Source organism: Rathayibacter sp. VKM Ac-2928, assembly GCF_022815545.1.
Taxonomy (GTDB): Bacteria; Actinomycetota; Actinomycetes; order Actinomycetales; family Microbacteriaceae; genus Rathayibacter; species Rathayibacter festucae.
Map to the genome: position 1 here is coordinate 322,460 of NZ_JALGRU010000001.1, position 23,736 is coordinate 346,195.

Below are 23,736 nucleotides of genomic sequence, written 5' to 3' on the forward strand. Positions count from 1 at the left end.
GATCCGCGGTCCGATGTCGTCGATCAGGGTCCGGGAAGGCCGTCGATCAAGGATCCCAAGCGCCGGCGATCAGCTGTGCGCCGGTACCCCCGCCTCGGCCCAGCCGGCCTCGCGGAGCGCCGCCCGCGCCTCCGCTCGTGCCGAGTACGGCGTCCGCACGCCCTCGATGTCGCGGTAGTTCTGGTGCCCGGGTCCCGCCCAGAGGATCGAGTCGCCCTCGTGCGCCAGCGACACCGCGACGCGGATCGCCCGCTTGGGGTCGTCGACCTCGTGGATCTCGCCGTCGGGACGCGCCGCCCGAGCCGCCGCCAGCAGCGTGGCGCGGATCGACGCCGGATCCTCGAAGCGCGGGTGGTGGTCGGTGATCACCAGCACGTCGCTGCCCGAGACCGCCGCCTCGGCCATCGCGGGCCGCTTCAGGGCGTCGCGGTCGCCGTCGGCGCCGAAGACCATGATCACGCGGCCCGTGGTGACCTCGCGGACCGCCTCGAGCGTGCGGGCGAAGGCGTCGGCGCTGTGACCGAAGTCGACGTAGACGGTGGGGCCGCGCTCGCCCGAGACGCGCTCGGTGCGGCCGGGGAGCGAGACGTCGAGGCCGCCGTCGCGGTGCAGGGCGGCGCGGATCTCGCCGATCGGGCGGCCCGCCTCGATCAGCATCACGATCGCCAGGGCGGCGTTGGCCGCCATGTGCGAGCCGATGATCGGGACGGAGGTGGTGATCGCCCGGTTCTCCCGGTTCTCGACGCGGAAGTGGGTGCGGCCGAACTCCTGCTCGAGGATGCTCACCCGCCAGTCGGCGTCGACGTCGGGGAGCGAGGTGATCGTGGTGACGGGCACGCCCGCCTCCGCCACGACCCGCTGCCCGGCGGGCGAGTCGAGCGAGACGACCGCGCGGCGGGAGCGGTCGGGCTGGAACAGCTGCACCTTCTGGGCGAAGTAGGTGTCCATGTCGCCGTAGTCGTCGAGGTGGTCGTGGCTCAGGTTCGTGAACGCCGCGACGTCGAAGACGACGCCGTCGACGCGGTGCCGGGTGAGGGCCTGCGCGCTGACCTCGATCGCCGCGGCGCCGACGCCCTCCTCCTGCATCCGGGCGATGAGAGCGTGCAGCTCGGTGGCCTCGGGAGTGGTCAGCCCGCTCGTCACCGAGGTGTCGCCGATGTGGCGCTCGGCTGTGGAGCTGAGGCCGGGCACGACGCCGAGCTGGCGCAGCATCCCCTCGAGCATGTGCACCGTCGAGGTCTTGCCGTTGGTGCCGGTGACGCCGAGGAGCAGGGGGGCGCGCTCGGTGGTCGCGTAGACGACGGCGGCGACGGCGCCGAGGCGGGCCCGCGGGTCGTCGACGACCAGCACGGGCAGACCGGTGGCGCGTGAGGCGGACTCGCCGGCCGGATCGGTGAGGACGCCGACGGCGCCGCGCTCGGCGGCCTCGGCGACGAAGTCGGAGCCGTGGCGGTGGACGCCGGCGAGAGCGACGAAGAGGTCGCCCGGCTCGACGTCCGAGGCGGTGAGCGTGATCCCGGTCACCTCGACGGGCGGGACGTCGCCGTCGGGCAGCTCGATCGCGCGGGCGAGGGCGGGGAGGGGGACTGCTCGGACGTGCAGGGGGCGCAGCATGGGGTCCTCTCGTCATCGGGACCGGTGGGCGGCTCATCCGAGGGGGCGGATGCGCGCGGTCGCCGAGGCTGGCACTCAAGCTAGGGGGTCTGCTTATGTGAATCCTTTGAGGATATTCGACACCCCCATGGAGGAGCAGTGCTGAACGGATACACCCCTCAGTGCTTGACATCCCTCGAGGGGGGCGGGATCGGGCTCCCGCGTAGGCTCGGAGCATGACCTCGGACGAGAACCCGACCCCGGAGGGGCGCCCCCTCCGGCGCCGAGCACTGGTGATCGGCGGAGTCGCCGTGGCCGCCGGAGTCGCGGCCGTCGGCGTGAACGCGGCCCTCGGCGCCGGCCGCGCGAACGCTCCGACCGCGTCCGCGACTCCGAGTGCCACCCCGGGCGCGTCGGCCGGCGCCTCCGCCACGGCGAGCGCCGCTCCGGTCGAGACCCCGACCGAGACGCCCACGCCGACGCCGACTGCGACGCCCGGGATCGACCTCTCCGCCCACTCGAACGACGACCCGGCCAGCATCTGGGTGGTCGTCAACAAGCTCCGCACCCTGAACCCGGTCGACTACGTGCCGGCCGACCTCGTCTACCCCGACGTCCGCTACGTCAACCGCCAGCCGATGCGCCAGGCGACCGCGGACGCGCTGGTGCCGATGTTCGCGGCGGCCTCGAGCGAGGCCGGGCTGACGCTCGCGGTGCAGAGCGCCTACCGCTCCTACGACACCCAGGTCAGCGTCTACGCCGGCTGGGTGTCCTCGCGCGGCCAGGCCGGAGCGGACGCGACCAGCGCGCGCCCGGGGCACAGCGAGCACCAGACCGGCTGGGCCGTCGACGTCGTCGGCTCCTCGGGGACCTGCGCCCTCGAGATCTGCTGGGGCGACACCCCCGAGGGCCAGTGGGTCGGCGCGAACGCGCACCGCTTCGGCTTCCTCGTCCGCTACAAGCCCGACACCACGCCGATCACCGGCTACGAGTCCGAGCCGTACCACCTCCGCTACATCGGCGTGGAGCTCGCGCAGCACCTGCACGACGCCGGCATTCCGACGCTGGAGCGCCTGTTCGGGCTGCCGGACGCCCCCGACTACGCGCCGGGCACGGTCTCGTAGCGGCGTCCCCGGACGGTTGATCGGCGGCTCGAGATCACCCCCTCGCGCCTCCTGGCGCGCCCTGTCGGGCGTCCCACGCCACGCCTTCCGTTCGAACGAGCGCGTCCCTAACCTCTCCTTCAAAGCGAGGCAGGCTCGCTTTCGATCGAAGGAGATCTCATGACATTCCCGCTGCTCGCCTCCTCGAGGCGCTCGTCCGCACTGTCCTTCACGGCCCTCGTGGCCGTCTCCGCACTCCTCGCCCCGGCGGCCATCGCCGCCGAGGATCCGGGCCCGCCGACGCTCGCGCCGAAGACCGTCGCCGAGGCCCTCGAGAACGTCGAGAGGGTCGATCCGACTCTCCTCCACGACGCTGTTCTCGAGGGTGCCGGGGCAGCTGCCCTGGGCTCCGGCTCGGTCGTCGTGCCGTCCGATCCGTCCGCCGGTGTCCGGATCGGCGACGGTGCTCGGACCGTGATCGTCGATCTCCCTGGCGCGGAGAGCGCCGGTCCGGCTGCCGCCCTCGCGGGCGGCGGAGTCGTGTACCCCGCGGTTCACAGCGCGACCTCCGTCGTGGTCGGCGATCGAGGCGTGCAGATGCTGACGACGATCGCGGATGCTCAGGCTCCGGCCGACTACTCCTACGACGTGACCCTCGCCGAGGGGCAGCGGCTCGAGCTGCTCGGCGAAGGAGCGGCGGTCGTCGACGCCGACGGCGGCCTCGCGCTGCTCATCGGAGCAGCGTGGGCGATCGACGCGGACGGGGATCGGGTCCCGACGCACTACTCCGTGTCCGGTTCGACCCTCACTCAGACCGTCGATCACACGGCGCCCGGAGTGTCCTACCCGGTCGTTGCCGATCCGGCGTGGCTGGCGCCCTTCGTGTTCAAGTGCCTCATCGGATTCGGAATCAACGGGCCGCAGATCGTGTCGATCATGGCGTCGGGCGGGCCGGGATCGATCGGTGGAGGGCTGGCCGTGTCGATCATGGTCTGCCTCCGGGGAAAGTAGGGCCGGAGCGTGTTCCGCCGACGCTCACCTGAGCGCTTATCGCGTGAGCTCCGCTCGATCGATGACGCCATTGAAGCGCATCCCTTCAGGTCCGAGACGATCACGCGCGCCTTCGCCGTCATCGAGGACGGCGACGGGGACAAGGAGCTGATCAGCGCGCGACTGCGTGAGCAGGGCCTGCCGGAACTTCAGACGATCGGAGCTTCCACGCTGCGGTACTCGCTCAGCTGGTGGTGGCTGCACAACCGGCGGCGCGCGGCCGTGCGGAAGATCGAGCGGCATCGGGGTTGAACCCGCTCGTCGTCCGTCGGCGAGCCTGCCCTGTGCTCGAACGGACTGGGGAGCTGTCGGCGCATCCGCTGGAGGGTGACAAGCCTGTTGAGACGCGGGCGGGAGGGGTTCCCGCCCGCGGGGCCGAGAGGCGGAAGGGAAGCGCGGTGCTCCGGAGACCGACGCGGGAGAAGCTGCAGCGCGAGCTGGAGGCGATCGACGCCGCGATCGCCGGACATCCGTTCTCCTCCGACGTGCTCGTTCGCCTCCAGTCGGTCTTCGCCGAGAGCGACGGCAGTGGGAAGGACGGGCAGCGGATCAACGCGCGCCTGGCGGAGGAGGGTCTGCCGACCATCCCGGGAATCTGGATCTTCTACGCCCGGAACTTCTCGAGCTGGGGGTGGCTGCACAATCGGCGGCGTGCGGCCGTTCGCAGGATCGAGCGGCTCGAGGGCTGAAGGCGTGTCCGTTCGGACATCCGGATGTGTCCGGAAACCGGTGCGCAAGGGCTTGCGGAGACGGCCGCGATCAGAAGCGGACGTGACAGACGGGCGTTGTTACCGTACCGTTACTCGGAGTGCTTTCGGAGGTCACCCTTAGGGGACTCCGACTCCCGCGTGGTGACATGGCCGCTTCCCCCTGAAATTCCGCACGCCCCCGCCCCCGTGCGCACCGACCCGTGAGTTCCCCTGTGCCCCACAGTTCCACCCGTTCCACCGTGCCCGCTGCCGCCGAGGTCGCCCCCGCCGACGCTCAGCTCGCACCGCCGCTGACCCGCCGTGAGGCGCGCGAGCGCGAGGGCCGCGTCCGCGCGACTCCGGTCGCCGCTCCTGCCGCTGCCGCCGCTCCCGCGGTCGAGGCACCGGCCCCGGCCGTCCTCGCTCCCGCCGCGCTCGCGCCGGCCGCCGAGGGCATCCGCCCCTCCGCCGGAGCCCCGCTGCACCCCGCGAGCGGCGACGTCTTCCCCTCCCGCCGCGACCGCCGCGCCGCCGAGGGGCACCGCCAGCGCGTCGAGCCCGCTCGTCGCGGCTCCTCCTTCTTCCGCCCCTCGCGCCGGCACCTCGTGCTGGCGATGTCGGGCGGGCTCGTCCTCGTGGCCGCCGCCTCCGGCGTGAGCCTCACCGTCGGCGCCTCCGCCGACGCCGAGTCGGCGACCGCCTCCACCGCCTCCACCGCCGCCCCGACCGCGACGGCCGCTCCCGTCACCGTGCTGCCGGCCACCACGGCCGACGCCCGCGTGGTGCTCAGCAGCGTCTCGACCACCACCGGCACCGTCGCCGGCGGCACGAGCGTCACCATCGCCGGCTCGAACCTCGACTCCGTCGCCACGGTCCGCTTCGGCGACGCCGAGGGCAGCGTCACGGTCGACAACCCCGACCAGATCACTGTCACCGCGCCGCCCGCGGACGGCGAGACCGAGGGTGTCGTCCCCGTCGCCTTCTTCGACGCCGGTGGCGCGCCGATCACCTTCGACGCCGTCACGGACTCCGTCGCCGCCGCGACCGTGGACGGCACACCGGTCGAGACGGTGCAGCCCGCCGTGGACACCACGACTCCGACCGAGGAGCCGCTGACCGCGACCACGGTCACTCCGGCCGCCACTCCGAAGGCCGCCGACGCGACCGCCACTCCGACCGCGACGCCGGCCGCCGCCGCGACCGAGGCGCAGCCCGCCGAGCTCGTCGCCCCCACCGCGACCGCCTCGCCCAGCCCGACCGCCACCGGCGTGCTCGCGACCACCAAGGTCGTCGCCTCCGCGATCACGTTCGCCTACACGCCCGACCCGGCGATCGAGGCCGCGAAGGCCGCCGCCGCGCTCGAGGCCAGCCGCCTCGCCTCGCAGCTCGACTACCTGCAGACCTACTGGTCCGACTACAACTCCGCGCAGTACGGCGTCATCGGCGGCAACGACTGCGTCAACTTCACCTCCCAGTCGCTGATCGCCCGCGGCTGGGAGATGGACGCCGAGTGGAGCTACTCGCGCACCGGCGGCTACAGCTCGGCCTGGGCGTCCTCGACCGCCTTCAACTCCTATCTGGCCGCGCACCCGGAGCGGGCGACGCCCCTGACGAACGCGCAGCGCGCGGACGTGAAGCCCGGCGACGTCGTGCAGTTCGACTGGGACGGCTCGGGCGACTGGGACCACACCGGCGTCGTCACGAGCGTGAAGGGGAGCACGATCCTCTACTCCTCGCACACCGCCGACAACCTCGACCAGAGCATCGACTCGGCCTCCGCCGGACGCATCATGTTCTGGAGCGTCTGAGCCGGAACCGGAGCCGCGAGTTCAGGACTCCGCAGGGAGCCCGGACACAGCGAAAGAGGCCGCCGTCGCATCAGCGACAGGCGGCCTCTTCGTCGTTCGACGCGGGCGTCAGTTCTTGAAGACGTCCTTGACGTCCTCGCCGACCTTCTTGGTGTGCGCCTTGGTCTGGTCGGCCTGGCCCTCGGCCTCGAGCTTCTCGTTGTCGGTCAGCTTGCCGGCCGCTTCCTTGGCCTTGCCGAGCAGGTTCTCGGCCGCGTTGCGGATCTTGTCGTCAGCACCCATGAGGGGCTCCTTCCGTTCGATTCGGTTCGTCCTCCGGCGACGGCCGTCGGAGGAAGTGGTGGGCGAGCGCGGGCGCTCGCGGGTCAGGCGACCCGGTCCTCCTTGGAGAACCCGGCCCGGGCGCTCGAGGCGACCTCGAGCACGACGGGCAGTCGCGCGCCGAGCAGGCGATCGAGCTCCAGGACCTCCTGGTGCACCGCGTCCACGACCGTGCGGGGCGAGACCCCGCCGCGGGGCAGGACCCGGACCTTGAGCGCCGTCGACGAGCCGTGGCGGTAGGCCGAGACAGTGACGTCGATCAGGTCGGTGCGGCCGGCCAGCGCGTTCTCGAGCACGTCCTCGGCGAAGCCGGTGGCGATCTCGACCTCTCCGGCGACCCCGCTGGACGAGCCGGCGTCGGTGAGGACGGTGCTCGTGCGGCCGTGGCCGTGCGCGGAGATCAGGACGATCGCGAGCACGATGCCCAGCAGGCAGATCCCGACGATCGCGTAGAGCGGCCACAGCACGGCCGCGTCGCTCCAGGCGGTGCCGTCCTCCGGCGAGATGCGGGAGACGAGGGCCGCGCCCTGGCCGTCCGCGAAGTCGGCGACCGCGTCGCGGACCGGCTGGGAGACGGCGATCAGGACCAGGCCTGCCGTGACGGCGGCGAGGACGAGGCCGACCAGGAAGAGGATCAGCCGGTTCACGAACCGGTTGCTCGTGGTCATCAGATCCTCCCGGATTCGGAGATGCGGACGGTGGCGCGGGTGGCGGGCGTCGCCGCGATGCGGCTCAGCTCGTCGTCGACCGCGGACTGCACGGAGTCGCGGTCGACGGTGATCCCCGAGGAGGGGGTCACCTCGATCACGGCGGTGCGGCGGCCGATCGAGGCGCGGGTGTCCTCGCGACGCGACCGGGCGGCCGAGCGGGCCGAGCGGGCGAGCGAGGAGGCGATCACGCCGTCGTCGATCACCACGGCGAGGCGGTCGTCCGCAACGGTGTGGCGGGCGCGGGCACCGGGGGCGAGGGCGAGGACCAGCAGGATCAGCGCCAGCACCGCGGTGCCGACGGCGATGCCGATGATCGCGCCGGAGGCGAGATCGGTCACGCCGACGATCGCGCCGAGGAGCGCGGACGGTGCCAGCAGCAGCGGAGCGGCGCCGAAGATCGCGAGCACCGCCTCCGTTCCGACGTACGCGGCGATCAGGATGATCAGCACGAGCACGACGATCTGGGCGGCCGAGCGCGAGCTGTGCGTCTCGCGGCGCAGGTAGCGGCGGTAGCGCGCGTCCGGCGCCGCGTCGCGCGGTGTGGCTGCGGGGCTCATGCGACTCTCCTCGTGGCTCGGGTCGGGGTGCGGGTGCCGGTCACGCGGATGTCCACGCGGCTGACGGTGCGGCCGGTGAGCGCGCCCATCCGGGAGGCGATGGCCGCCCGGTCGCGGTGGAGGCGATCGAGCAGGCTCCCCTCGGCGGTGGAAGCGCCCTCGGTCAGGACCGGGGCGGAGACGGCGAGCGCGAGGCCGCCGCTGTCGTCCGACAGCCGGACGCGGATCGCGGAGACCTCGACGCCCAGCTCCTCGTGGACGACCGCCACGGCCATCCGCTCGAGGGAGCGGACGGAGATGGTGACGGTGCCCGGCTCCGACGGAGCGGTCCGCTCGCCGGGACGCTGGTCGAGTGCGGTCACGGCGACTCCTAGCGGGAGGTGGTGCGGCCGCGGAACACGTCCACGAGGCTGCGCACGTCGAGCGAGCCGTCCAGCATCCGCGCGATCAGGACGCCGAGCGCCATGAAGACGGCGGTGAGGACGAAGCCCCAGAAGCCGAAGAGCAGGGCGGCGAAGGCGAGGACCGCGCCGACGACGAGGCCCAGCGTGGTGCTGCGGCCGGCCGGGGCGGGGGCGGGGGTGCGGGGGTCGCTCATCGGACGCGGCTCTCGGTCTCGGTGTCGCCCTTGTCCTCGCCGGGGATGTGCACGTCGACGATGGCGACGTTGATCTCGGCGACGGACATGCCGACGAGCTCGGTGATGGCCTCGGAGACCGCGGCGCGGACCTGGTCGGCGACCGACTGCATCGGCACCGGGTACTCGACGACGAGGGTGACGTCGGCGGCGACCTGGGTCTCGCCGACCTCGACGCTGACGCCCTGGGCGTGGTCGTTGCCGCCGACGGCCGAGCGGATCGCGCCGAAGGCACGGGCGGCGTTGTTGCCGAGGGCGAAGACGCCGGGCACCTGGCGCGCGGCGATGCCGGCGACCTTGGCGATCACGGCGTCGTCGATGACGGTGCGGCCCTGAGCCGTGCCCGCGGCGGCGCTGTTGCCGAGGCTGGTGACGGTGTCGACCGACGCCTTGTCGACGCGGGGGGCGGTGGGAGTGGCGGGGGTGGCGGGGGTGCGCGTGCTGTCGCTCATGGTGACTCCTGTGCGTGTCGTCGGCCGCTGGTGGTGCGCGGCCGGGGTCGGGGAGTCCGGCGGATTTCCCGTCGGGCTGTGCTTTCATGAGTGAGACGGAGCCCGACGGGGATTCGTCACGGTGCGATCCGGAGTTTTTCCTGACAGTCACCTGATGGTCGATGCCGGCTCGAGCCGGTGCCCGCTGGAGGAGTCCCATGCCCGGTCTGGAGACGGCGAGCGACGCGCTCCTCGCCGAGCGCTCCGCCGAGGGCGACGTCCGCGCGTTCGAGGTGCTGGTCAAGCGGCACCAGTCGATCCTCCGCGCCTACGCCTGGCGGCTGACCGGCTCGCAGGCGGACGCCTCCGACGCGGTGCAGAACGCGCTGATCACCGTCTGGGCCCAGCTCCCGCAGCTCCAGGAGCCGGCGAGCGTGCGGAGCTGGATGATGCGGATCGTCAGCCGCTCCAGCGTCGACCTGCTCCGCCAGCGCAAGCCGGTCGACGACGTCGACGCCGTCGAGCACCCGCCGGCGCGCGAGCCCGGGCCGTTCGAGTCGGTCGAGCAGAGCGACGCGATGCGCGCTCTCGCCCAGGCGCTGGCCGAGCTGCCCGAGACCCAGCGGCAGTGCTGGCTGCTCCGCGAGGTCGGCGGCGAGTCGTACAGTGAGATCGCCGAGCACCTCGGCATCACCGCCACCGCCGTCCGCGGCAAGCTCGCCCGAGCACGGGAGTCGCTGGTCGTGGCGATGGAGGACTGGCGATGAGGGCCCGCGGAGAAGGAGTCGGCGCGATGAAGGAGTCGGCGCGATGACCCCGGACGAGACGCCCGGCGGGACGCCCGGCCTGCCCGGCACCGGCGAGGACGCCGTGTTGCCGCTGCCCGTGCCGCTGGTCGCGGACGACGCCGACGCCGAGCCGGACGACGGCTCCGCCGACGCGATCGGCATCGACGAGCTCGGCGACTACCTGGACCGGGGCCGCCTGCCCTACGACCCCGCCATCGAGGAGTCGCCGGAGCACCGGCGCACGCTGCGCGCCCTCGAGCGCGTCCGCGCGCTCTCCGGTGCGCTGATCGACGACGACGCGGCGCACCTGCCCGCGCCCACCGAGAGCTGGTTCGGCTCGATCCTCACCCAGGTGCGGCGCGAGGCGCGGGCCGGACGCGACATCCCGCTCGCGAGCACCGACCCCGACGTCGAGCTGACGATCACCGAGGGCGCCGTCCGCGGCATCGTCCGCGAGGCGGGCGACAGCGTCTCCGGAGTCCTCGTCGGCCGCTGCCGGCTGCAGGGCGACGTCGCCGATCCGGGTGCCGACATCGCGGTCGAGGTGACGATCTCGGTGTTCTGGGGCGTGCCGATCGCCGACGCGGCCCAGCAGGTGCGCGAGCGCATCCACTCGCGGCTGCTCACCCAGACCGAGCTGCGCGTCTCGACGATCGACGTGCGCGTCGAGGACGTCTACGTGCCGGGAGGGGAGGAGTCGTGAGCGGGTCCGAGCCGATCCCCGTCGCCCCGGCCGTGCTGGTCCCCGCGGTCGCCCCCGCTGGATCCGCGCCGAGCGCGGCCGCCGTGCTCACCGCCGAGATCCGCGCCCTCGCGGGAGTGGCGATGCTCGTCCCGGCGCGCGGCCAGGTGCGCGACGTCCTCGCCCACGCGGCCGGCGCGCTGACGCCCGCCACCGTCGATCCCGCGGACGGCCCGCTCGGCGCGGTCTCCGGCGGCACCTTCGCCGAGCCGGTGCTCGTGCGCGTCCTCGGCGACGAGGTGTCGGTGTCCGCGGAGGTCTGCGTCGCCGCCGAGTCGTCGGCGCCCGACATCGCCCGCGCGGTCGGCTCCGCGGTGCGCGAGTGGTGCCGGCGCGAGCACCCCGGGCGTCGCGCGCGCATCGCGGTCCGGATCGCCTCCGTCGACTGACGCGGAAGCGCGCCGTCCTCGAGGGCGCCGCTAGGCGCCGTGCTCGGCGAGGAAGGCCTCCGTCTCGGCGGCCGTCGGCGTCGAGACCGCCGCGCCGGCCCGGGTGACCGAGATCGCCGCGGCGGCGGTCGCCCAGCGGACGAGCTCGACCAGCGCGACCGGGTCGTCGAGCCTCTCGCCGCCGCTCGCGAGCCGTGCCGCGAAGACGCCGCAGAAGGTGTCGCCCGCGCCGGTCGTGTCGACGACGGAGACGCGGAAGGCGGGTGCGCGCACCGACTCGCGGTCGCGGACGGCGACCACGACGCCGTCCGCACCGAGGGTGACCAGCACCACCGGGACGAGCGCGGTGAGGGCGACGGCGAGGGCCGTGTCGTCCGCCGCCGCGATGCCGCGCTCGGCGCCGAGCTCGCGCGCCTCGTGCTCGTTGACGATCAGCACGTCCAGCTCGGCGAGCAGCTCCTCGGGCAGCGGGCCGATCGGCGCCGCGTTGAGGATCGTGGTGGTCCCCGCCGCGCGGCCGGCGCGCGCCGCCGCCAGCACGGTCGGGACCGGGATCTCGAGCTGCAGCAGGAGCGCCGAGGCGCCGGCGATCAGCGCCTCCTCCTGCGCGGTCAGGTCGGTGAAGGCGGCGTTCGCCCCGGAGTCGACGACGATCGCGTTCTCGCCGGAGTCGTCGACCGTGATCTGCGCGGTGCCCGTGCGCTCGTCGCCGCGGCGCGCGTGCAGCTCGAGCGGCTCCTCCGCCAGCAGCCCCGCGAGCTCGTCGCCCGCGGCGTCGCGGCCGAGGCTCGTGACGAAGCTGCTGCCCGCGACCGTGCGGGCGGCGGCGACCGCCTGGTTGAGCCCCTTGCCGCCGGGGAAGGTGCGGGAGTCGAGGGCGAGGACGGTCTCGCCGGGGGCGGGGATGCGGGCGACCCGGTGGACGTGATCGAGATTGGCGCTTCCGAGGACGACGAGGCTCATGCTCCGACGGTAGGGCACGCGCAAGGGGCTGCTCGCATCCTCCGGCCGCACCTACGGTGGAGGAATGGAAACTCGAATCTTCGGCCGCACCGGTGCGCCCGTCTCCGTCGTCGGCCTCGGAACCTGGCAGCTCGGTGCCGATTGGGGTGACGTCGCGGAGAGCGACGCCCTCGCGATCCTCGACGCCGCGGCGGAGTCCGGCGTCACCCTCTTCGACACCGCCGACGTCTACGGCGACGGCCGCAGCGAGCGGACCATCGGCGCCTGGCGCGCCGCGCACCCCGACGCGGGCGTCTTCGTCGCGACGAAGATGGGCCGCCGCGTCGAGCAGATCCCCGCGAACTACGTGCTGGACAACTTCCGCGCCTGGACCGACCGCTCGCGCTCGAACCTCGGCGTTGACACGCTCGATCTCGTGCAGCTGCACTGCCCGCCGACCTCCGTCTACTCCGACGACGCCGTCTTCGACGCGCTGGACACCCTGGTCGACGAGGGCGCCATCGCGCACTACGGCGTCTCGGTCGAGCGCACGGAGGAGGCGCTCACCGCCATCGCGCGGCCGAACGTCGCGAGCGTCCAGATCATCCTGAACGCGTTCCGCCTCAAGCCGCTCGACGCGGTGCTGCCGGCGGCCCGCGAGGCCGGCGTCGGGATCCTGGCGCGCGTCCCGCTCGCGTCCGGCCTCCTCAGCGGCCGCTACACGACGGAGACGACCTTCGCACCCGACGACCACCGCAACTACAACCGCGACGGCTCCGCCTTCGACGTCGGCGAGACCTTCTCGGGCGTCGACTTCGCGACCGGCGTCGAGGCCGCGCAGGAGTTCTCCCGCCTGGCCGCCGACCACGGCCTGGCCCCCGCCGCCGCCGCGCTGGCCTGGATCATCCAGCAGGACGGCGTCACCGCCGTCATCCCCGGCGCCCGCTCCGTCGAGCAGGCGAAGGCGAACGCCACCGCCGCGGACGCCGCCCCCCTCGGCCCCGCCTTCATGGAGGCCGTCAACGCCCTCTACGACACCCACTTCCGCCCCACGGTCCACCCCCGCTGGTAGCCGACACCCGCTGAGTCGCCCGAGAAGGCTCGTTCTCCACCCCGAGAACTCGCCTTCTCGGGCGAGTCAGTGGTGTAGCGCCGCGCGCACCTGGGCGACGACGGAGGCGAGGTCGGCGAGGTCGTCGCCGGTGAGCTCGATCACGGTCCAGCCGGCCGCGCGGAGGCGGCGGGCGCGGGCGACGTCCCTCCGCCACTGCCCGGGCTCGGAGCGGTGGTAGTCGCCGTGGTACTCGATGACCACACGGGCCCGAGCGATGCAGAGATCGACCCGGCCGAGGAAGGCGCCCGCCTCGTCACGGATCTCGACGTTCGCCTCGAGACCCGAGATCCCCGCGAGCACCAGAGCCACACGGACCTGCGACTCGGGACGGGACTCCGCCCGGCCGTCGAGCAGCCCGAGGGCTCGACGCAGGCGTGCGATCCCGCGTCGACCCGGATACCGGTCGAGCGCGGCACACAAAGACTCCTCGGTGAGGAGACGTCGGTGGAGGAGGTCGTCGCCGACCGCGACGAGGTCCGCGAGCTCGAGGACGGCGCCGAGGTCGCACCAGGTACGGGCCGGAGTCGTCAGCGCGCCTCGCCTGCCGACGACGAGGTCGACGTCACGATCTACGGAGAGGCTGCGTCCTGCAAGACCGCGCGCATGCGGCGCCCGAGCCGGTGCGACGACGGCGACGTCCAGGACGAGCCGCTGCTCCCAGCGCCGGTCGAGCGGCGCACCCCAGAGGAGAGCCGCGGTCGGCCCGCAGACGAAGACGTGGTCGCCGAGCCGGTGCAGCATCGCCGCACAGCGATCCGCGAGCGTGACGGCCGGAGCCGTCGATCTGACTCCGTAGGCCGGCGACGCGTACTCCGCTGACCGCATCCGCGCACGCGACAGCCCCGCGGCGCTCCCCGCCGCCACGCTGAAGACGCCCTCCGGCTCGTCGCCACTCACCGCGCCATGCTGGCGCCTCTGGCCCTCCCGTGCGCGGAGTTGTCCACAGGCCCCACTGACTCGCCCGAGAAGGCTCGTTCCCGGGGTGGAGAACGAGCCTTCTCGGGCGACTCGGCGGGGGCGGCGCGGGCTAGGAGCCCAGGGCGGCGTCGACGATGGTGCGGGCCTCGGCCTGCACCTCGTGCAGGTGGTCGAGGCCGCGGAAGGACTCGGCGTAGATCTTGTAGACGTCCTCGGTGCCGGAGGGGCGCGCAGCGAACCACGCGTTCTCGGTGACGACCTTGACGCCGCCGACGGCCGCGTCGTTGCCGGGGGCCTTCGAGAGCTTCGCGACGATCTCCTCGCCGGCCAGGGTGGTCGCCGAGATGGCGTCGCCGTCCAGCTTGCCCAGCGCCGCCTTCTGAGCCTTCGTGGCCACCGCGTCGACGCGCTCGTAGACCGGGTCGCCGAAGCGCTCGGTCAGCTCGCGGTACAGCGCCGAGGGGCTCTTGCCCGTGACGGCGACGATCTCGGAGGCGAGCAGCGCCAGCAGGATGCCGTCCTTGTCGGTGGTCCAGACGGTCCCGTCGAAGCGGAGGAACGACGCTCCCGCCGACTCCTCGCCGCCGAAGCCGACCGAGCCGTCGACCAGCCCGGGCACGAACCACTTGAAGCCGACCGGCACCTCCCAGAGGCGGCGGCCGAGCGACTCCGCGACCCGGTCGATGATCGAGGAGGAGACCAGCGTCTTGCCGATCGCCGCGTCCTCGCGCCAGCCGGAGCGGTGGCGGTACAGGTAGTCGATCGCGACCGCGAGGTAGTGGTTCGGGTTCATCAGGCCGCCGTCGGGCGTGACGATGCCGTGGCGGTCGGCGTCGGCGTCGTTGCCGGTGAGGATGTCGTAGTCGCCGGCCCGGGCGACGACCGAGGCCATCGCGCTGGGGGAGGACGGGTCCATCCGGATCTTCTCGTCCCAGTCCAGGGTCATGAAGCCCCAGGCCGGGTCGACCTCGCCGTTGACGACCGTCAGGTCGAGTTCGTACATCTCGGCGATCAGCTGCCAGTAGTGCACCGAGGCGCCGCCCAGCGGGTCGGCTCCGATCTTCACCCCGGCCTTCTTGATCGCGTCGATGTCGATGATGTTCTTCAGGTCCGCGACGTAGTGCGTGCGGTAGTCGTAGGTCTCGACGGCGCTCGGCTCGGCCGACTTCACGTCGCGGTTGCCGTCGGCGATCAGCTCGTTGGCGCGATTCGCGATCCAGGAGGTGGCGTCGGAGTCGGCGGGGCCGCCGTGCGGCGGGTTGTACTTGAAGCCGCCGTCGCGGGGCGGGTTGTGCGAGGGGGTGACCACGATGCCGTCGGCCCGGTCGGTGTGCGACGGGTCGTTGTTGTAGCGGAGGATCGCGTGGCTGAGCGCCGGGGTCGGCACGTAGTCGTCGAACTCGTCGACGAGCACGCGCACCTCGTTGGCGACCAGCACCTCGAGCGCGGTCGTCAGCGCCGGGCGCGAGAGGCCGTGGGTGTCGGCGCCGATGAAGAGCGGCCCGGTGATGCCCTCGTTCGTCCGGTACTCGACGATGGCCTGGGTCACCGCCGCGATGTGGTCCTCGTTGAAGGCGGTGTCGAACGACGAGCCGCGATGCCCGGAGGTGCCGAAGACCACCTTCTGCAAGGGGTCGGACACGTCCGGCTTCTTCTCGTAGTACGCCCTCACGAGGGCCTCGACGTCGATGAGATCGGAGGCCTCTGCCGGCTTCCCTGCGCGATCGGTCATGGGGTCCATAGTGGCAGTCGCGCCGGGGCCGCGATACCGGCTGGACAGGCGCTGGCTAGGCTGTCCGCCATGCCCGACCGCGCCTCCGACGGTGTCCCCGACACCGCCCCCGCCCCCCGCACCTACAGCTATCTCGGGCCCTCCGGCACGTTCACGGAGGCGGCGCTCGCGCAGGTCCCCGAGGCGCGCGGGCACGTCTGGCGGAGCGTCGGGAACGTCGGCGAGGCGCTCGACGACCTGGTGTCGGGGCGCAGCGACGGCGCGGTGATCGCGATCGAGAACTCGGTCGAGGGCGGGGTGACGGCCGCGCAGGACGCGCTGGCCCGGATCCCGGGCGTGCGGATCGTCGGCGAGTACCTCGTGCCGGTGTCCTTCATCCTGGTCGGCCGCCCGGGCGCGCGGCTCGAGGACGTGCGGATCGTCGCCGCGCACCCGGTCGCCTACGGGCAGTGCCGCGAGTGGCTCGACCGGACGATTCCGAGCCACGAGCACCTGCCCGCGTCGAGCAACGTGCAGGCCACGATCGACCTGCTCGCGGGCTCGCCCGCCCAGGCCGCGATCGCACCGCCGGGCATCGTCCGCCACCACGACGTCGAGGTGCTCGCGGAGCGGATCGGCGACAACCCGAACGCGGTCACCCGCTTCGTGCACGTCTCGCGCTCGCGGGTGCTGCCCGAGCCGACGGGCGCCGACAAGACCAGCCTGATCGTCGAGCTGCCCTCCGACGCCCCCGGCGCGCTGCTCGACATGCTCGAGCAGTTCGCGACCCGCGGAGTGAACCTGAGCATGATCCAGTCGCGGCCCATCGGCGACGCCCTCGGCCGCTACCGCTTCGTCATCGACCTCGACGGCCACGCGCACGACGAGCGGGTCGCCGACGCCCTGCTGGGCCTTCGCCGCTTCAGTCCGCGGGTGATCTTCCTGGGCTCGTATCCCCGTGCGGATCGCCGTCCGGTCTCGTACGTGCGACGCTACGACGACGAGGTGTTCATCGAGGCGCGTGACTGGCTGCGCGGGATCCTCGGCAGCGAACCGGAGGTCGACGATGACTGAACGAGGCGGAGCCGAGCGCGAGCGCGTCGATCCGCGGTACGACGCCGCCTTCCAGCGGGGCTTCACCGGGGGAGTGGACCGGGTGCGCGGCGACGAGCGCGCCTTCGCCCGGCCGGTGGCGGCACCGGAGGGGATCGCGCGTCGGCGGCCGCCCGCGCTCGCCGACATCGCGACCACGGCCGACAGCCGGCGCTCGCGGCGGGCGGCCGAGAGCGGCACTCCGATCAGCGCACCCGCCCGGCTGCCCTCGGATGTGGCACTGTCCCGGGAGCCGTTCGCCGATCCCGCGCCCGAGGAGACGTCCGTCCGCCGCGTCGAGGTCGCCGTGGAGCCGTCGGCGCCGCTCTGGCGGAACCCCTGGCTGCTCGCCCTGCTGCTCGCGGGGCTGGCCGGCAGCGTGCTCGGCGTCGCGCTGCTCTACAGCGGCTACTCCTCGCCGCCCGCGTCGTACTACGGCGACTCCGACACCCCGTCACCGGAGTGGATCCAGCGCCAGATCACCTACTACGCCTCGATCCCGCTGCTGGGCAGCCTGCCGTTCGCGCTGCTGCTGGCGATGGGCGTCGCCGCACTGCGCTGGCGGGCCCGGCCCGCGAAGCAGGCGCCCTCTGACGACGTCGAGACCGAGGCGACGACCCTCTGACGGCGAGACCTCCGGCGGCGAGGGGATCCCCTTGGAAGAGACGGCCGCAGCCATGCTGGTCGAGTTGCCCCGCAGGGGCGTATCGAGACCCACTGTCACCAGCACGTCCGGCGGAAGTGGATCTCGATACGCGCGCTGCGCGCGCTACTCGATCAGCATGGGATGCCGCTGCGCGCGCTGTCCGATCAGCAGGGGCGGCGCTCGTCGGCGAAGGGGTGGGGTCGCTGGATCCTGCTGGTCGAGTAGCCCCGAAGGGGCGTATCGAGACCCGCGACCGCCAGCACTTCCCGCGGAGGGTGGATCTCGATACGCCCGCTGCGCGGGCTACTCGATCAGCATGAGCACGCCGGCTCCGGCCGGCCGCTCACACCCCCGACGCGCCGAACAGCAGCCCGAGCAGGTAGGTGACGAGCGCCGCTCCGTAGCCGATGCCGAGCTGGCGCAGGGCGCGCGCGAGGGGCGGCGCGCCGGAGAGCAGGCCGACGATCGCGCCGGTCGCGAGCAGCGCCAGGCCGACGAGGACGGACGCGAGGACCACCGCGGCCAGCCCCGACATCCCGAGCAGGTACGGCAGCACCGGGATGATCGCGCCCGAGGCGAAGAAGCAGAAGCTCGACAGCGCCGCGCCCATGCCGGTGCCGATCGACTCGTACTCGTCGACCGACGGGTCGGCCTTCACTCCGCCGATGGTGATCGGCGAGGTCGGCGCCGCGCCGCCGCGCAGTCCCGCGAAGACCCGGGCCGCGCGGGCGTCCGCGTCCTCCTGCGAGAGCCCGCGGGCGCGGTAGACGAGCGAGAGCTCGTTGGCGTCGACGTCGAGGTCGGGGACGACGTGGTTGGTGTCGAGGTCGGGGGAGGAGGCGGAGAGCAGCTCGCGCTGCGAGCGCACCGAGACGAACTCGCCGGCGCCCATCGAGAGCGCGCCCGCGAGCAGCCCGGCGATGCCGGTGAACAGGACGACCCCGGTGCCGACTCCGCTCGCACCGACGCCGAGGACGAGGGCCAGGTTCGAGACCAGGCCGTCGTTGGCGCCGAACACCGCGGCGCGGAAGGTGCCCGAGAGCCGGTTGCGACCGCGCTCGGCGAGCCCGCGGACGACCTCGCCGTGGATCCGCTCGTCGGCGGCCATCGCCTCCGTCGCGTCGTCGTCGTCGGCGTAGGGCGAGCGGGCCTCGGCGCGCTGGATCAGCGCGAGGACGAAGACCGAGCCGAACTGCCGGGTCAGGAAGCCGAGCAGCCGCGTGCGCAGATCGGGTCGGGGCTGCGGCTCGGCCGCCGGCCCGAGCAGCTCGCGCCAGTGCTCCTCGTGCCGGCCCTCGGCCGCGGCCAGGGCGAGCAGGATCTCGCGCTCCTCGCCGGAGCGGCGCTCGGCGAGATCGCGGTAGCTCGCGGCCTCGGCCAGCTCGTCGGCGAGGTAGCGCCGCCAGCGGCGGATCTGCACCGGCGTGGGGGAGGAAGGGGTGTCTCGGGCGATGGTCGCCATGGGATCTCCTGGGCTTCGGCACCCCGGCCGACCCGCGCGAGAGGACCGGCCAGGACACGTGTCGACTGACCGAAGGTCTCGTTCGCCCGATTCCGCGAGGATCCGGGTGGCGCGCCGGGTCCGGGACTCTCCGGACCAGCATGTCGACGCGCCTCGTCGTCCGCTCGGCGGACGGTGGGAACTACTCCCCTTCGCAGGGTCCACCGTAGCCGAGAAGGCAGCGCGGCGCTCCTCCGATCGCAGGGCGGCGCCCGCGGGTACAGTCGAGCCGCGGCGGAGCCTCCCGGCCCCGCCCCCGCGCCGCACCGGCGCCCTCGAAGGGGAGGCCGCCCATGACAGCCGACAGCACACCGACCCGCCGACTCGTCGCCGAGCTGGAGGAGCGCGCCCGCGAGGTGCTGCCCTGGTTCGTCGCCGACTACTACGGCGCCGTCGCGGGCGGCCGCTCGGAGCGCGACGCCGACCTCGCGGCCTGGGACGCGATCCGCTTCCGGCCGGCGGCGCTGCGCGGCGAGCTCGACGGCGACACCACGACCTCGGTCCTCGGCACCGAGGTGCGGGGCCCCGTGCTGATCGCGCCGATGGCGCAGCAGAACGCGGCGGATCCGCGCGGCGAGATCGCGATGGCGGAGGCGGCGGCGCGCGCCGGCACCCTGCTCGGCGTCTCGACGAACACGGCGCTGCCCTTCGAGCGGATCGCCGCGGCGGGTGCGCCGTGGTGGTTCCAGGTCTACCTGCTCGCGGACCGCGACGTGACCCACGCGTTGATCGAGCGGGCCGCTGAGCACGGCGCCCGCGCGCTGATGCTCACGGTCGAGATGCCGGTGCTGCGCGGCGAGCGCCCCGGCATCGAGCCGCTCACCTGGCCGGAGATCCCCGGGAAGGCGCGGCTCGGCAATCTGACCGAGCAGGAGCGCGCACTGGTCCTCGGCCGTCCCGTGCCGAACCCGGGACTCGACGACATCGGCCGGCTCCGCTCGGTCAGCGGTGTGCCGGTCCTGGTGAAGGGCGTGCTGCGCGGCGAGGACGCCCGTCGCGCGGTCGACGCGGGCGCCTCCGGGGTCGTCGTCTCGACGCACGGCGGCCGGCGGATGGACGGCTCGATCACCGCTGTCGGGGCGCTCGCCGAGGTGGTCGACGCGGTCGGCGCCGACGCCGAGGTCTACATCGACAGCGGGGTGCGCACGGGCCGGCACGTGCTCGCGGCGCTCGCGCTCGGGGCTCGCGCGGTCTTCGTCGGGCGGCCGCTGATGTGGGCGCTCGCCGTGGGCGGCGCCGACGAGGTCGCCGGGCTGCTCGGACTCCTCGACCGCGAGTTCCGGGTCATGCTGCAGCAGTCGGGGGCGGCGTCGATCCGCGATCTCGGCGGGCTCGTCGCCCGGTCCTGACGGGGGTCCCCGGTCAGGCCGCGATGCTGCTGCGGGCCCGGCGGCGCTGCTGCCGCTCGTGCTCGGCCTCGAGCAGCGCGCGGGTGCGCTCAGTGGCGAGCAGCTCGACGAGGGTGTCGGTCTCCTCCTCGATCCGCTCGCGGAGGTCGAGCGGCTCGGTGGTCAGCAGTCGCTTGGCGGCGGCGGCCACCAGCGGCGGGCGGGCGGCGAGCGCCCGGACGCGCTCGTCGACGCGGGCCGCGAGCTCGGCGCGGGGGACGACCTCGGTGACGAGCTGCCACTCGAGCGCCTCGGCGGCCCGGACGGAGCGGCCGGAGAGCACGAAGTCCAGGGCGCGGCGGCGCCCGATCGTCGCGGGCAGGGTCGCCGTGACGCCGCAGTCCGGCACGAGCCCGACGTCGCCGTAGGCGCTGACGAAGGTGGCGGCGGGCGTCGCGACGACGATGTCGGCGGCGAGCGCGAAGGCGATCCCGGCTCCCGCGGTGATGCCGTCGATCGCGCAGACGACGACGGCGCTGCTCTCGCCGAGCAGGCGGAAGGCCTCGCCAGCGGTCGTCGCCAGATCGCGGAGGTACCGGTCGGGGCGGTCGGCGCCCAGGATCGCCGAGACGTCGCCGCCGGTGCAGAACGCGCGACCCGCGGACTCGACGACGAGGACGGTGCAGCCCGCGTCGGCGTTCAGCGTGATCAGGGCGCGCACCAGCTGCAGGGCCGTGTCGAGGTCGAGCGCGTTGAGAGCGTCCGGCCGGTCGAGGATCAGGCGGGCGACGGGGCCGGAGCGCTCGACGCGCACGGTCGGGGGTCGGGGAGTCATGGCGGGGCCTCTCGGGGTGAGGTCGGGGAGCTGTGGTCGGAGCGCTGCGGCCCGCTCGCGGGGGAACGGAGGGGGCCGGCGCCGTCCGTCGGAGGAGGTGGCGCAGAAGTGGTTCGCAGCCCCGGCCCCGCCGGTTCGGTCCGCCCGGCCGATCCTCAGGCGCGCCTCCCGGCCCCTCTAAACTGCTGGGGTGATTGATCCCGTACTTCTCCGCGAGAACCCGGACGTCCTGAAGCGCTCGCAGGAGGCGCGCGGCGACTCCGTCGAGCTCGTCGACGACGCCCTCGAGGCCGACCGAGCACGCCGGGCCGCGATCACCGAGGCCGAGCGCCTCCGCGCCGAGCAGAACGCCTTCGGCAAGACCGTCGCGAAGGCGCCGAAGGACGAGAAGGCGGCCCTGGTCGCCGAGGCGCAGCGCCTCGCCGCCGCCGCGAAGCAGGCGCAGCAGGAGGCCGCCGAGGCCGACGAGCGCTTCGGCTCGCTCGTGAAGCGGCTGGCCAACCCGATCATCGACGGCGTTCCCGCCGGTGGCGAGGACAAGTTCGAGCTCGTGCGCACCGTGGGCGAGCGCCCGGTCTTCGACTTCGCGCCCCGCGACCACCTCGAGATCGGCGAGCTGCTCGACGGCATCGACATGCAGCGCGGCGCGAAGGTCAGCGGCGCGCGCTTCTACTTCCTCAAGGGCCTCGTCGCCCGGCTCGAGATCGCGCTGATGAACCTCGGCCTGGAGCGCGCCCTCGAGGCCGGCTTCACCCCGCTGATCACGCCGACGCTGGTGCGCCCCGAGATCATGGACGGCACCGGCTTCCTCGGTGAGCACGACGACGAGGTGTACCGCCTCCGCGACGACGACCTCTACCTCACCGGCACCAGCGAGGTGGCGCTCGCCGGCTACCACGCCGACGAGATCCTGGATCTCGCGGGCGGCCCGAAGCGCTACGCCGGCTGGAGCACCTGCTACCGCCGCGAGGCCGGCTCGGGCGGGCGCGACACCCGCGGCATCATCCGGGTGCACCAGTTCAACAAGCTCGAGATGTTCGTCTACACGCTGCCCGAGGACGCGGAGGCGGAGCACGCGCGCCTGCTCGCCCACCAGGAGGGCGTGCTGCAGAGCCTCGGTCTGCACTACCGCGTCATCGACGTCGCCGCGGGCGACCTCGGCCAGAGCGCCGCGCGCAAGTTCGACGTCGAGGCCTGGGTGCCCACCCAGGACGCCTACCGCGAGCTGACGTCGACCTCGAACTGCACCACCTTCCAGGCCCGCCGCCTCGACACCCGGTACCGCACCGAGTCGGGCAAGACGGCGCCCGTCGCCACTCTGAACGGCACGCTGGCGACCACCCGCTGGATCGTCGCCCTGCTCGAGACGCACCAGCAGGCCGACGGCTCGGTGCTCGTCCCCGAGGCGCTGCGCCCGCACCTGGGCGGCCTCGAGGTCCTCGAGCCGGTCCGCACCGCATGAGCGCCGGCCGCCGCCTCATCGCCCTCGACATCGACGGCACCGTCATGCACGAGGACGGCACCATCACCGACGCGGTCGTCGACGCGATCACGCGGGTGGTCGCCCAGGGCGACGAGGTCATGCTCGCGACCGGCCGCTCGCCGTCGACCACGCTGCCCGTGGTCGCGCGCCTGGGCATCGCTCCGGAGTTCGTCATCTGCTGCAACGGCGCCGTCACCCTGCGCCGCGACCCCGAGGCGGAGGGCGGCTACCGCCCCGACGTCGTCGAGACCTTCGACCCCACCGAGGTCCTCGAGACCATCCGCCGGCACCTGCCCGACGCGCACTACGCCGTCGAGGACGCCGACGGCGCCTTCTCCTACACCGAGGCCTTCCCCGGCGGAGCGGTCATGGGCGCCGAGACGGTGCACGTGCCCTTCGAGGAGCTGCTGGGCGTGCAGTCCACCCGCGTGGTCGTCATCTCGCCCGGCACCGGCATCGAGGAGTTCACCGAGCTCGTCGAGCGGATGGGCCTGCACCAGGTCAGCTACGCCATCGGCTGGACCGCCTGGCTCGACATCGCCCCGCACGGCGTCAACAAGTCGACCGCGCTCGAGCTGGTCCGGAACCGCCTCGGCATCGAGCGGAGCGACGTGGTCGCGCTCGGCGACGGCCGCAACGACATCGAGATGCTCACCTGGGCCGCCGAGCACGGCGCCGGCCTGGCGATGGGGCAGGCGCCCGCCGAGGTCCTCGCCGTCGCCTCCGCGATCCTCCCTGGCGTGCACGAGGACGGCGTCGCCGTCGCCCTCGCCGACCTGCGCTGACCCGACGCGGCGCCGCCCGCTCCCGCGTCGCGCGGGCCGTCGGTTACCATCGACTGTCTCTCCCCGCGGGGCGAGGCAGGGAGGGCTGTCCGAGCGGCCGATGGAGCCAGTCTTGAAAACTGGTGGGCAGAGATGTCTCTAGGGTTCGAATCCCTAGCCCTCCGCCATCGTGGTCGAGCGGCGACGCCGCCCCCCTGGTGACGAGGCCGAGAACGCGATCCCGCCGTCACGCCGGCTGAGTAGCCCGCGGGGCTGTGCATGCTGGCTGAGTAGCCCGCGGGGATGTGCATGCTGGCTGAGTAGCCCGCGGGGATGTGCATGCCGGCTGAGTAGCCCGCAGGGATGCGCATGCCGGTCGACTGGTAGGCAGGGATGTGCATGCTGGTCGAGTAGCCCCGCAGGGGCGTATCGAGACCCACCAACGTCAGGAGGGCGGGACTGAAGACTCGCCCTTGATGCTGGTGGATCTCGATACGCCCGCTGCGCGGGCTACTCGATCAGCATGAATGGCCCGCTGCGTGGGCTGCTCGATCAGCAGGGAGGTCGCTGCGCGTCCCTGGCGC

The 23,736-nt window shown here is 73.4% G+C and carries 26 protein-coding genes and 1 tRNA gene; 15 read left to right on the forward strand and 12 right to left on the reverse strand.

Annotated features, from left to right (window positions below):
* Positions 1-69: 69 nt before the first annotated feature.
* The gene (locus MT350_RS01505) at positions 70-1,614 is read right to left on the reverse strand and encodes a Mur ligase family protein (protein WP_243600512.1); all 1,545 of its coding nucleotides are present in this window, start codon (positions 1,612-1,614) and stop codon (positions 70-72) included.
* 215 nt (positions 1,615-1,829) lie between these two features.
* Here MT350_RS01505 and MT350_RS01510 point away from each other — a divergent pair, with 215 nt between their 5' ends.
* The 5 genes from MT350_RS01510 (at position 1,830) to MT350_RS01530 (ending at position 6,243) form a co-directional block, all read left to right on the forward strand.
* The gene (locus MT350_RS01510; RefSeq protein ID WP_243600513.1) at positions 1,830-2,717 is read left to right on the forward strand and encodes a M15 family metallopeptidase; all 888 of its coding nucleotides are present in this window, start codon (positions 1,830-1,832) and stop codon (positions 2,715-2,717) included.
* Between the two features lie 159 nt (positions 2,718-2,876).
* Complete coding sequence (locus tag MT350_RS01515) at positions 2,877-3,707, forward strand: hypothetical protein (RefSeq protein WP_243600514.1); 831 nt, start codon at positions 2,877-2,879, stop codon at positions 3,705-3,707.
* Between the two features lie 9 nt (positions 3,708-3,716).
* Positions 3,717-3,998, forward strand: a complete 282-nt coding sequence (locus tag MT350_RS01520) for a hypothetical protein (RefSeq protein ID WP_243600515.1) — start codon at positions 3,717-3,719, stop codon at positions 3,996-3,998.
* Between the two features lie 32 nt (positions 3,999-4,030).
* Positions 4,031-4,435: a hypothetical protein gene (locus tag MT350_RS01525; protein ID WP_243615302.1), complete on the forward strand. Its 405-nt coding sequence runs from the start codon at positions 4,031-4,033 to the stop codon at positions 4,433-4,435.
* A gap of 233 nt (positions 4,436-4,668) precedes the next feature.
* On the forward strand, positions 4,669-6,243 hold the full coding sequence (locus MT350_RS01530; protein WP_243615303.1) for an amidase domain-containing protein: 1,575 nt from the start codon (positions 4,669-4,671) through the stop codon (positions 6,241-6,243).
* Positions 6,244-6,351: 108 nt separating this feature from the next.
* On the opposite strand, the gene MT350_RS01535 is transcribed toward MT350_RS01530, so the two are convergent.
* The 6 genes from MT350_RS01535 to MT350_RS01560 all read right to left on the reverse strand — a co-directional run bounded on the left by MT350_RS01535 (position 6,352) and on the right by MT350_RS01560 (position 8,920).
* Positions 6,352-6,525, reverse strand: a complete 174-nt coding sequence (locus tag MT350_RS01535; RefSeq protein WP_123444986.1) for a CsbD family protein — start codon at positions 6,523-6,525, stop codon at positions 6,352-6,354.
* 83 nt (positions 6,526-6,608) lie between these two features.
* A complete protein-coding gene (locus MT350_RS01540) occupies positions 6,609-7,232 on the reverse strand; it encodes an alkaline shock response membrane anchor protein AmaP (protein ID WP_243600518.1) in 624 nt (207 codons plus the stop codon).
* Complete coding sequence (locus MT350_RS01545) at positions 7,232-7,831, reverse strand: hypothetical protein (protein ID WP_123734983.1); 600 nt, start codon at positions 7,829-7,831, stop codon at positions 7,232-7,234. The genes MT350_RS01540 and MT350_RS01545 overlap by 1 nt, the downstream gene beginning before the upstream one ends.
* Positions 7,828-8,193 carry a hypothetical protein gene (locus tag MT350_RS01550; protein WP_123734984.1) on the reverse strand — a complete coding sequence of 122 codons (366 nt, stop codon included), beginning with the start codon at positions 8,191-8,193 and terminating at the stop codon, positions 7,828-7,830. Before MT350_RS01550 ends, MT350_RS01545 begins: the two co-directional genes overlap by 4 nt.
* 8 nt (positions 8,194-8,201) lie before the next feature.
* Positions 8,202-8,429 (reverse strand): DUF2273 domain-containing protein, encoded by a 228-nt coding sequence (locus tag MT350_RS01555; protein WP_123444990.1) that lies wholly within the window; start codon positions 8,427-8,429, stop codon positions 8,202-8,204.
* On the reverse strand, positions 8,426-8,920 hold the full coding sequence (locus MT350_RS01560) for an Asp23/Gls24 family envelope stress response protein (RefSeq protein WP_243600519.1): 495 nt from the start codon (positions 8,918-8,920) through the stop codon (positions 8,426-8,428). The genes MT350_RS01555 and MT350_RS01560 overlap by 4 nt, the downstream gene beginning before the upstream one ends.
* A 197-nt stretch (positions 8,921-9,117) precedes the next feature.
* Between MT350_RS01560 and MT350_RS01565 the strand changes: the two genes are divergently transcribed.
* From MT350_RS01565 to MT350_RS01575, 3 genes are read left to right on the forward strand one after another with little or no spacing between them, the layout of a single operon-like run.
* The gene (locus MT350_RS01565; RefSeq protein ID WP_123444992.1) at positions 9,118-9,666 is read left to right on the forward strand and encodes an RNA polymerase sigma factor; all 549 of its coding nucleotides are present in this window, start codon (positions 9,118-9,120) and stop codon (positions 9,664-9,666) included.
* Positions 9,667-9,709: 43 nt separating this feature from the next.
* The gene (locus MT350_RS01570) at positions 9,710-10,390 is read left to right on the forward strand and encodes an Asp23/Gls24 family envelope stress response protein (RefSeq protein ID WP_123734987.1); all 681 of its coding nucleotides are present in this window, start codon (positions 9,710-9,712) and stop codon (positions 10,388-10,390) included.
* Positions 10,387-10,818: a hypothetical protein gene (locus MT350_RS01575; protein ID WP_243600520.1), complete on the forward strand. Its 432-nt coding sequence runs from the start codon at positions 10,387-10,389 to the stop codon at positions 10,816-10,818. The genes MT350_RS01570 and MT350_RS01575 overlap by 4 nt, the downstream gene beginning before the upstream one ends.
* A 30-nt stretch (positions 10,819-10,848) precedes the next feature.
* Here the strand turns inward: MT350_RS01575 and MT350_RS01580 are convergent, their stop codons facing one another.
* Positions 10,849-11,781: a ribokinase gene (locus MT350_RS01580; protein WP_243615304.1), complete on the reverse strand. Its 933-nt coding sequence runs from the start codon at positions 11,779-11,781 to the stop codon at positions 10,849-10,851.
* Positions 11,782-11,845: 64 nt separating this feature from the next.
* Here MT350_RS01580 and MT350_RS01585 point away from each other — a divergent pair, with 64 nt between their 5' ends.
* Positions 11,846-12,832 carry an aldo/keto reductase gene (locus MT350_RS01585; RefSeq protein ID WP_243600522.1) on the forward strand — a complete coding sequence of 329 codons (987 nt, stop codon included), beginning with the start codon at positions 11,846-11,848 and terminating at the stop codon, positions 12,830-12,832.
* A 66-nt stretch (positions 12,833-12,898) separates the two neighbouring features.
* On the opposite strand, the gene MT350_RS01590 is transcribed toward MT350_RS01585, so the two are convergent.
* Positions 12,899-13,771, reverse strand: coding sequence for a DUF559 domain-containing protein (locus MT350_RS01590; protein ID WP_243600523.1), 873 nt, complete (start codon positions 13,769-13,771; stop codon positions 12,899-12,901).
* A gap of 130 nt (positions 13,772-13,901) precedes the next feature.
* Positions 13,902-15,524, reverse strand: a complete 1,623-nt coding sequence (pgm, locus tag MT350_RS01595; protein ID WP_123734992.1) for a phosphoglucomutase (alpha-D-glucose-1,6-bisphosphate-dependent) — start codon at positions 15,522-15,524, stop codon at positions 13,902-13,904.
* Positions 15,525-15,593: 69 nt separating this feature from the next.
* On the opposite strand from pgm, the gene pheA reads away from it, so the two are divergent.
* Together pheA and MT350_RS01605 are read left to right on the forward strand one after the other, a co-directional pair.
* Positions 15,594-16,577, forward strand: coding sequence for a prephenate dehydratase (gene pheA, locus MT350_RS01600; protein WP_123734993.1), 984 nt, complete (start codon positions 15,594-15,596; stop codon positions 16,575-16,577).
* Positions 16,570-17,220, forward strand: a complete 651-nt coding sequence (locus MT350_RS01605) for a hypothetical protein (RefSeq protein WP_243615305.1) — start codon at positions 16,570-16,572, stop codon at positions 17,218-17,220. The genes pheA and MT350_RS01605 overlap by 8 nt, the downstream gene beginning before the upstream one ends.
* A gap of 364 nt (positions 17,221-17,584) precedes the next feature.
* Here the strand turns inward: MT350_RS01605 and MT350_RS01610 are convergent, their stop codons facing one another.
* Positions 17,585-18,703 (reverse strand): VIT1/CCC1 transporter family protein, encoded by a 1,119-nt coding sequence (locus MT350_RS01610; protein ID WP_243615306.1) that lies wholly within the window; start codon positions 18,701-18,703, stop codon positions 17,585-17,587.
* Between the two features lie 332 nt (positions 18,704-19,035).
* Between MT350_RS01610 and MT350_RS01615 the strand changes: the two genes are divergently transcribed.
* Positions 19,036-20,091 carry an alpha-hydroxy-acid oxidizing protein gene (locus MT350_RS01615; RefSeq protein ID WP_243615307.1) on the forward strand — a complete coding sequence of 352 codons (1,056 nt, stop codon included), beginning with the start codon at positions 19,036-19,038 and terminating at the stop codon, positions 20,089-20,091.
* Between the two features lie 13 nt (positions 20,092-20,104).
* On the opposite strand, the gene MT350_RS01620 is transcribed toward MT350_RS01615, so the two are convergent.
* Positions 20,105-20,905 (reverse strand): enoyl-CoA hydratase/isomerase family protein, encoded by an 801-nt coding sequence (locus MT350_RS01620; RefSeq protein ID WP_243600527.1) that lies wholly within the window; start codon positions 20,903-20,905, stop codon positions 20,105-20,107.
* A 190-nt stretch (positions 20,906-21,095) separates the two neighbouring features.
* Here MT350_RS01620 and serS point away from each other — a divergent pair, with 190 nt between their 5' ends.
* From serS to MT350_RS01635, 3 genes are all read left to right on the forward strand, one after another.
* The gene (gene serS, locus MT350_RS01625) at positions 21,096-22,367 is read left to right on the forward strand and encodes a serine--tRNA ligase (RefSeq protein WP_123702032.1); all 1,272 of its coding nucleotides are present in this window, start codon (positions 21,096-21,098) and stop codon (positions 22,365-22,367) included.
* Positions 22,364-23,173, forward strand: coding sequence for an HAD family hydrolase (locus tag MT350_RS01630; RefSeq protein WP_123734998.1), 810 nt, complete (start codon positions 22,364-22,366; stop codon positions 23,171-23,173). Before serS ends, MT350_RS01630 begins: the two co-directional genes overlap by 4 nt.
* 79 nt (positions 23,174-23,252) lie before the next feature.
* Positions 23,253-23,340: transfer RNA gene (locus tag MT350_RS01635), tRNA-Ser, on the forward strand.
* Positions 23,341-23,736 lie beyond the last annotated feature (396 nt).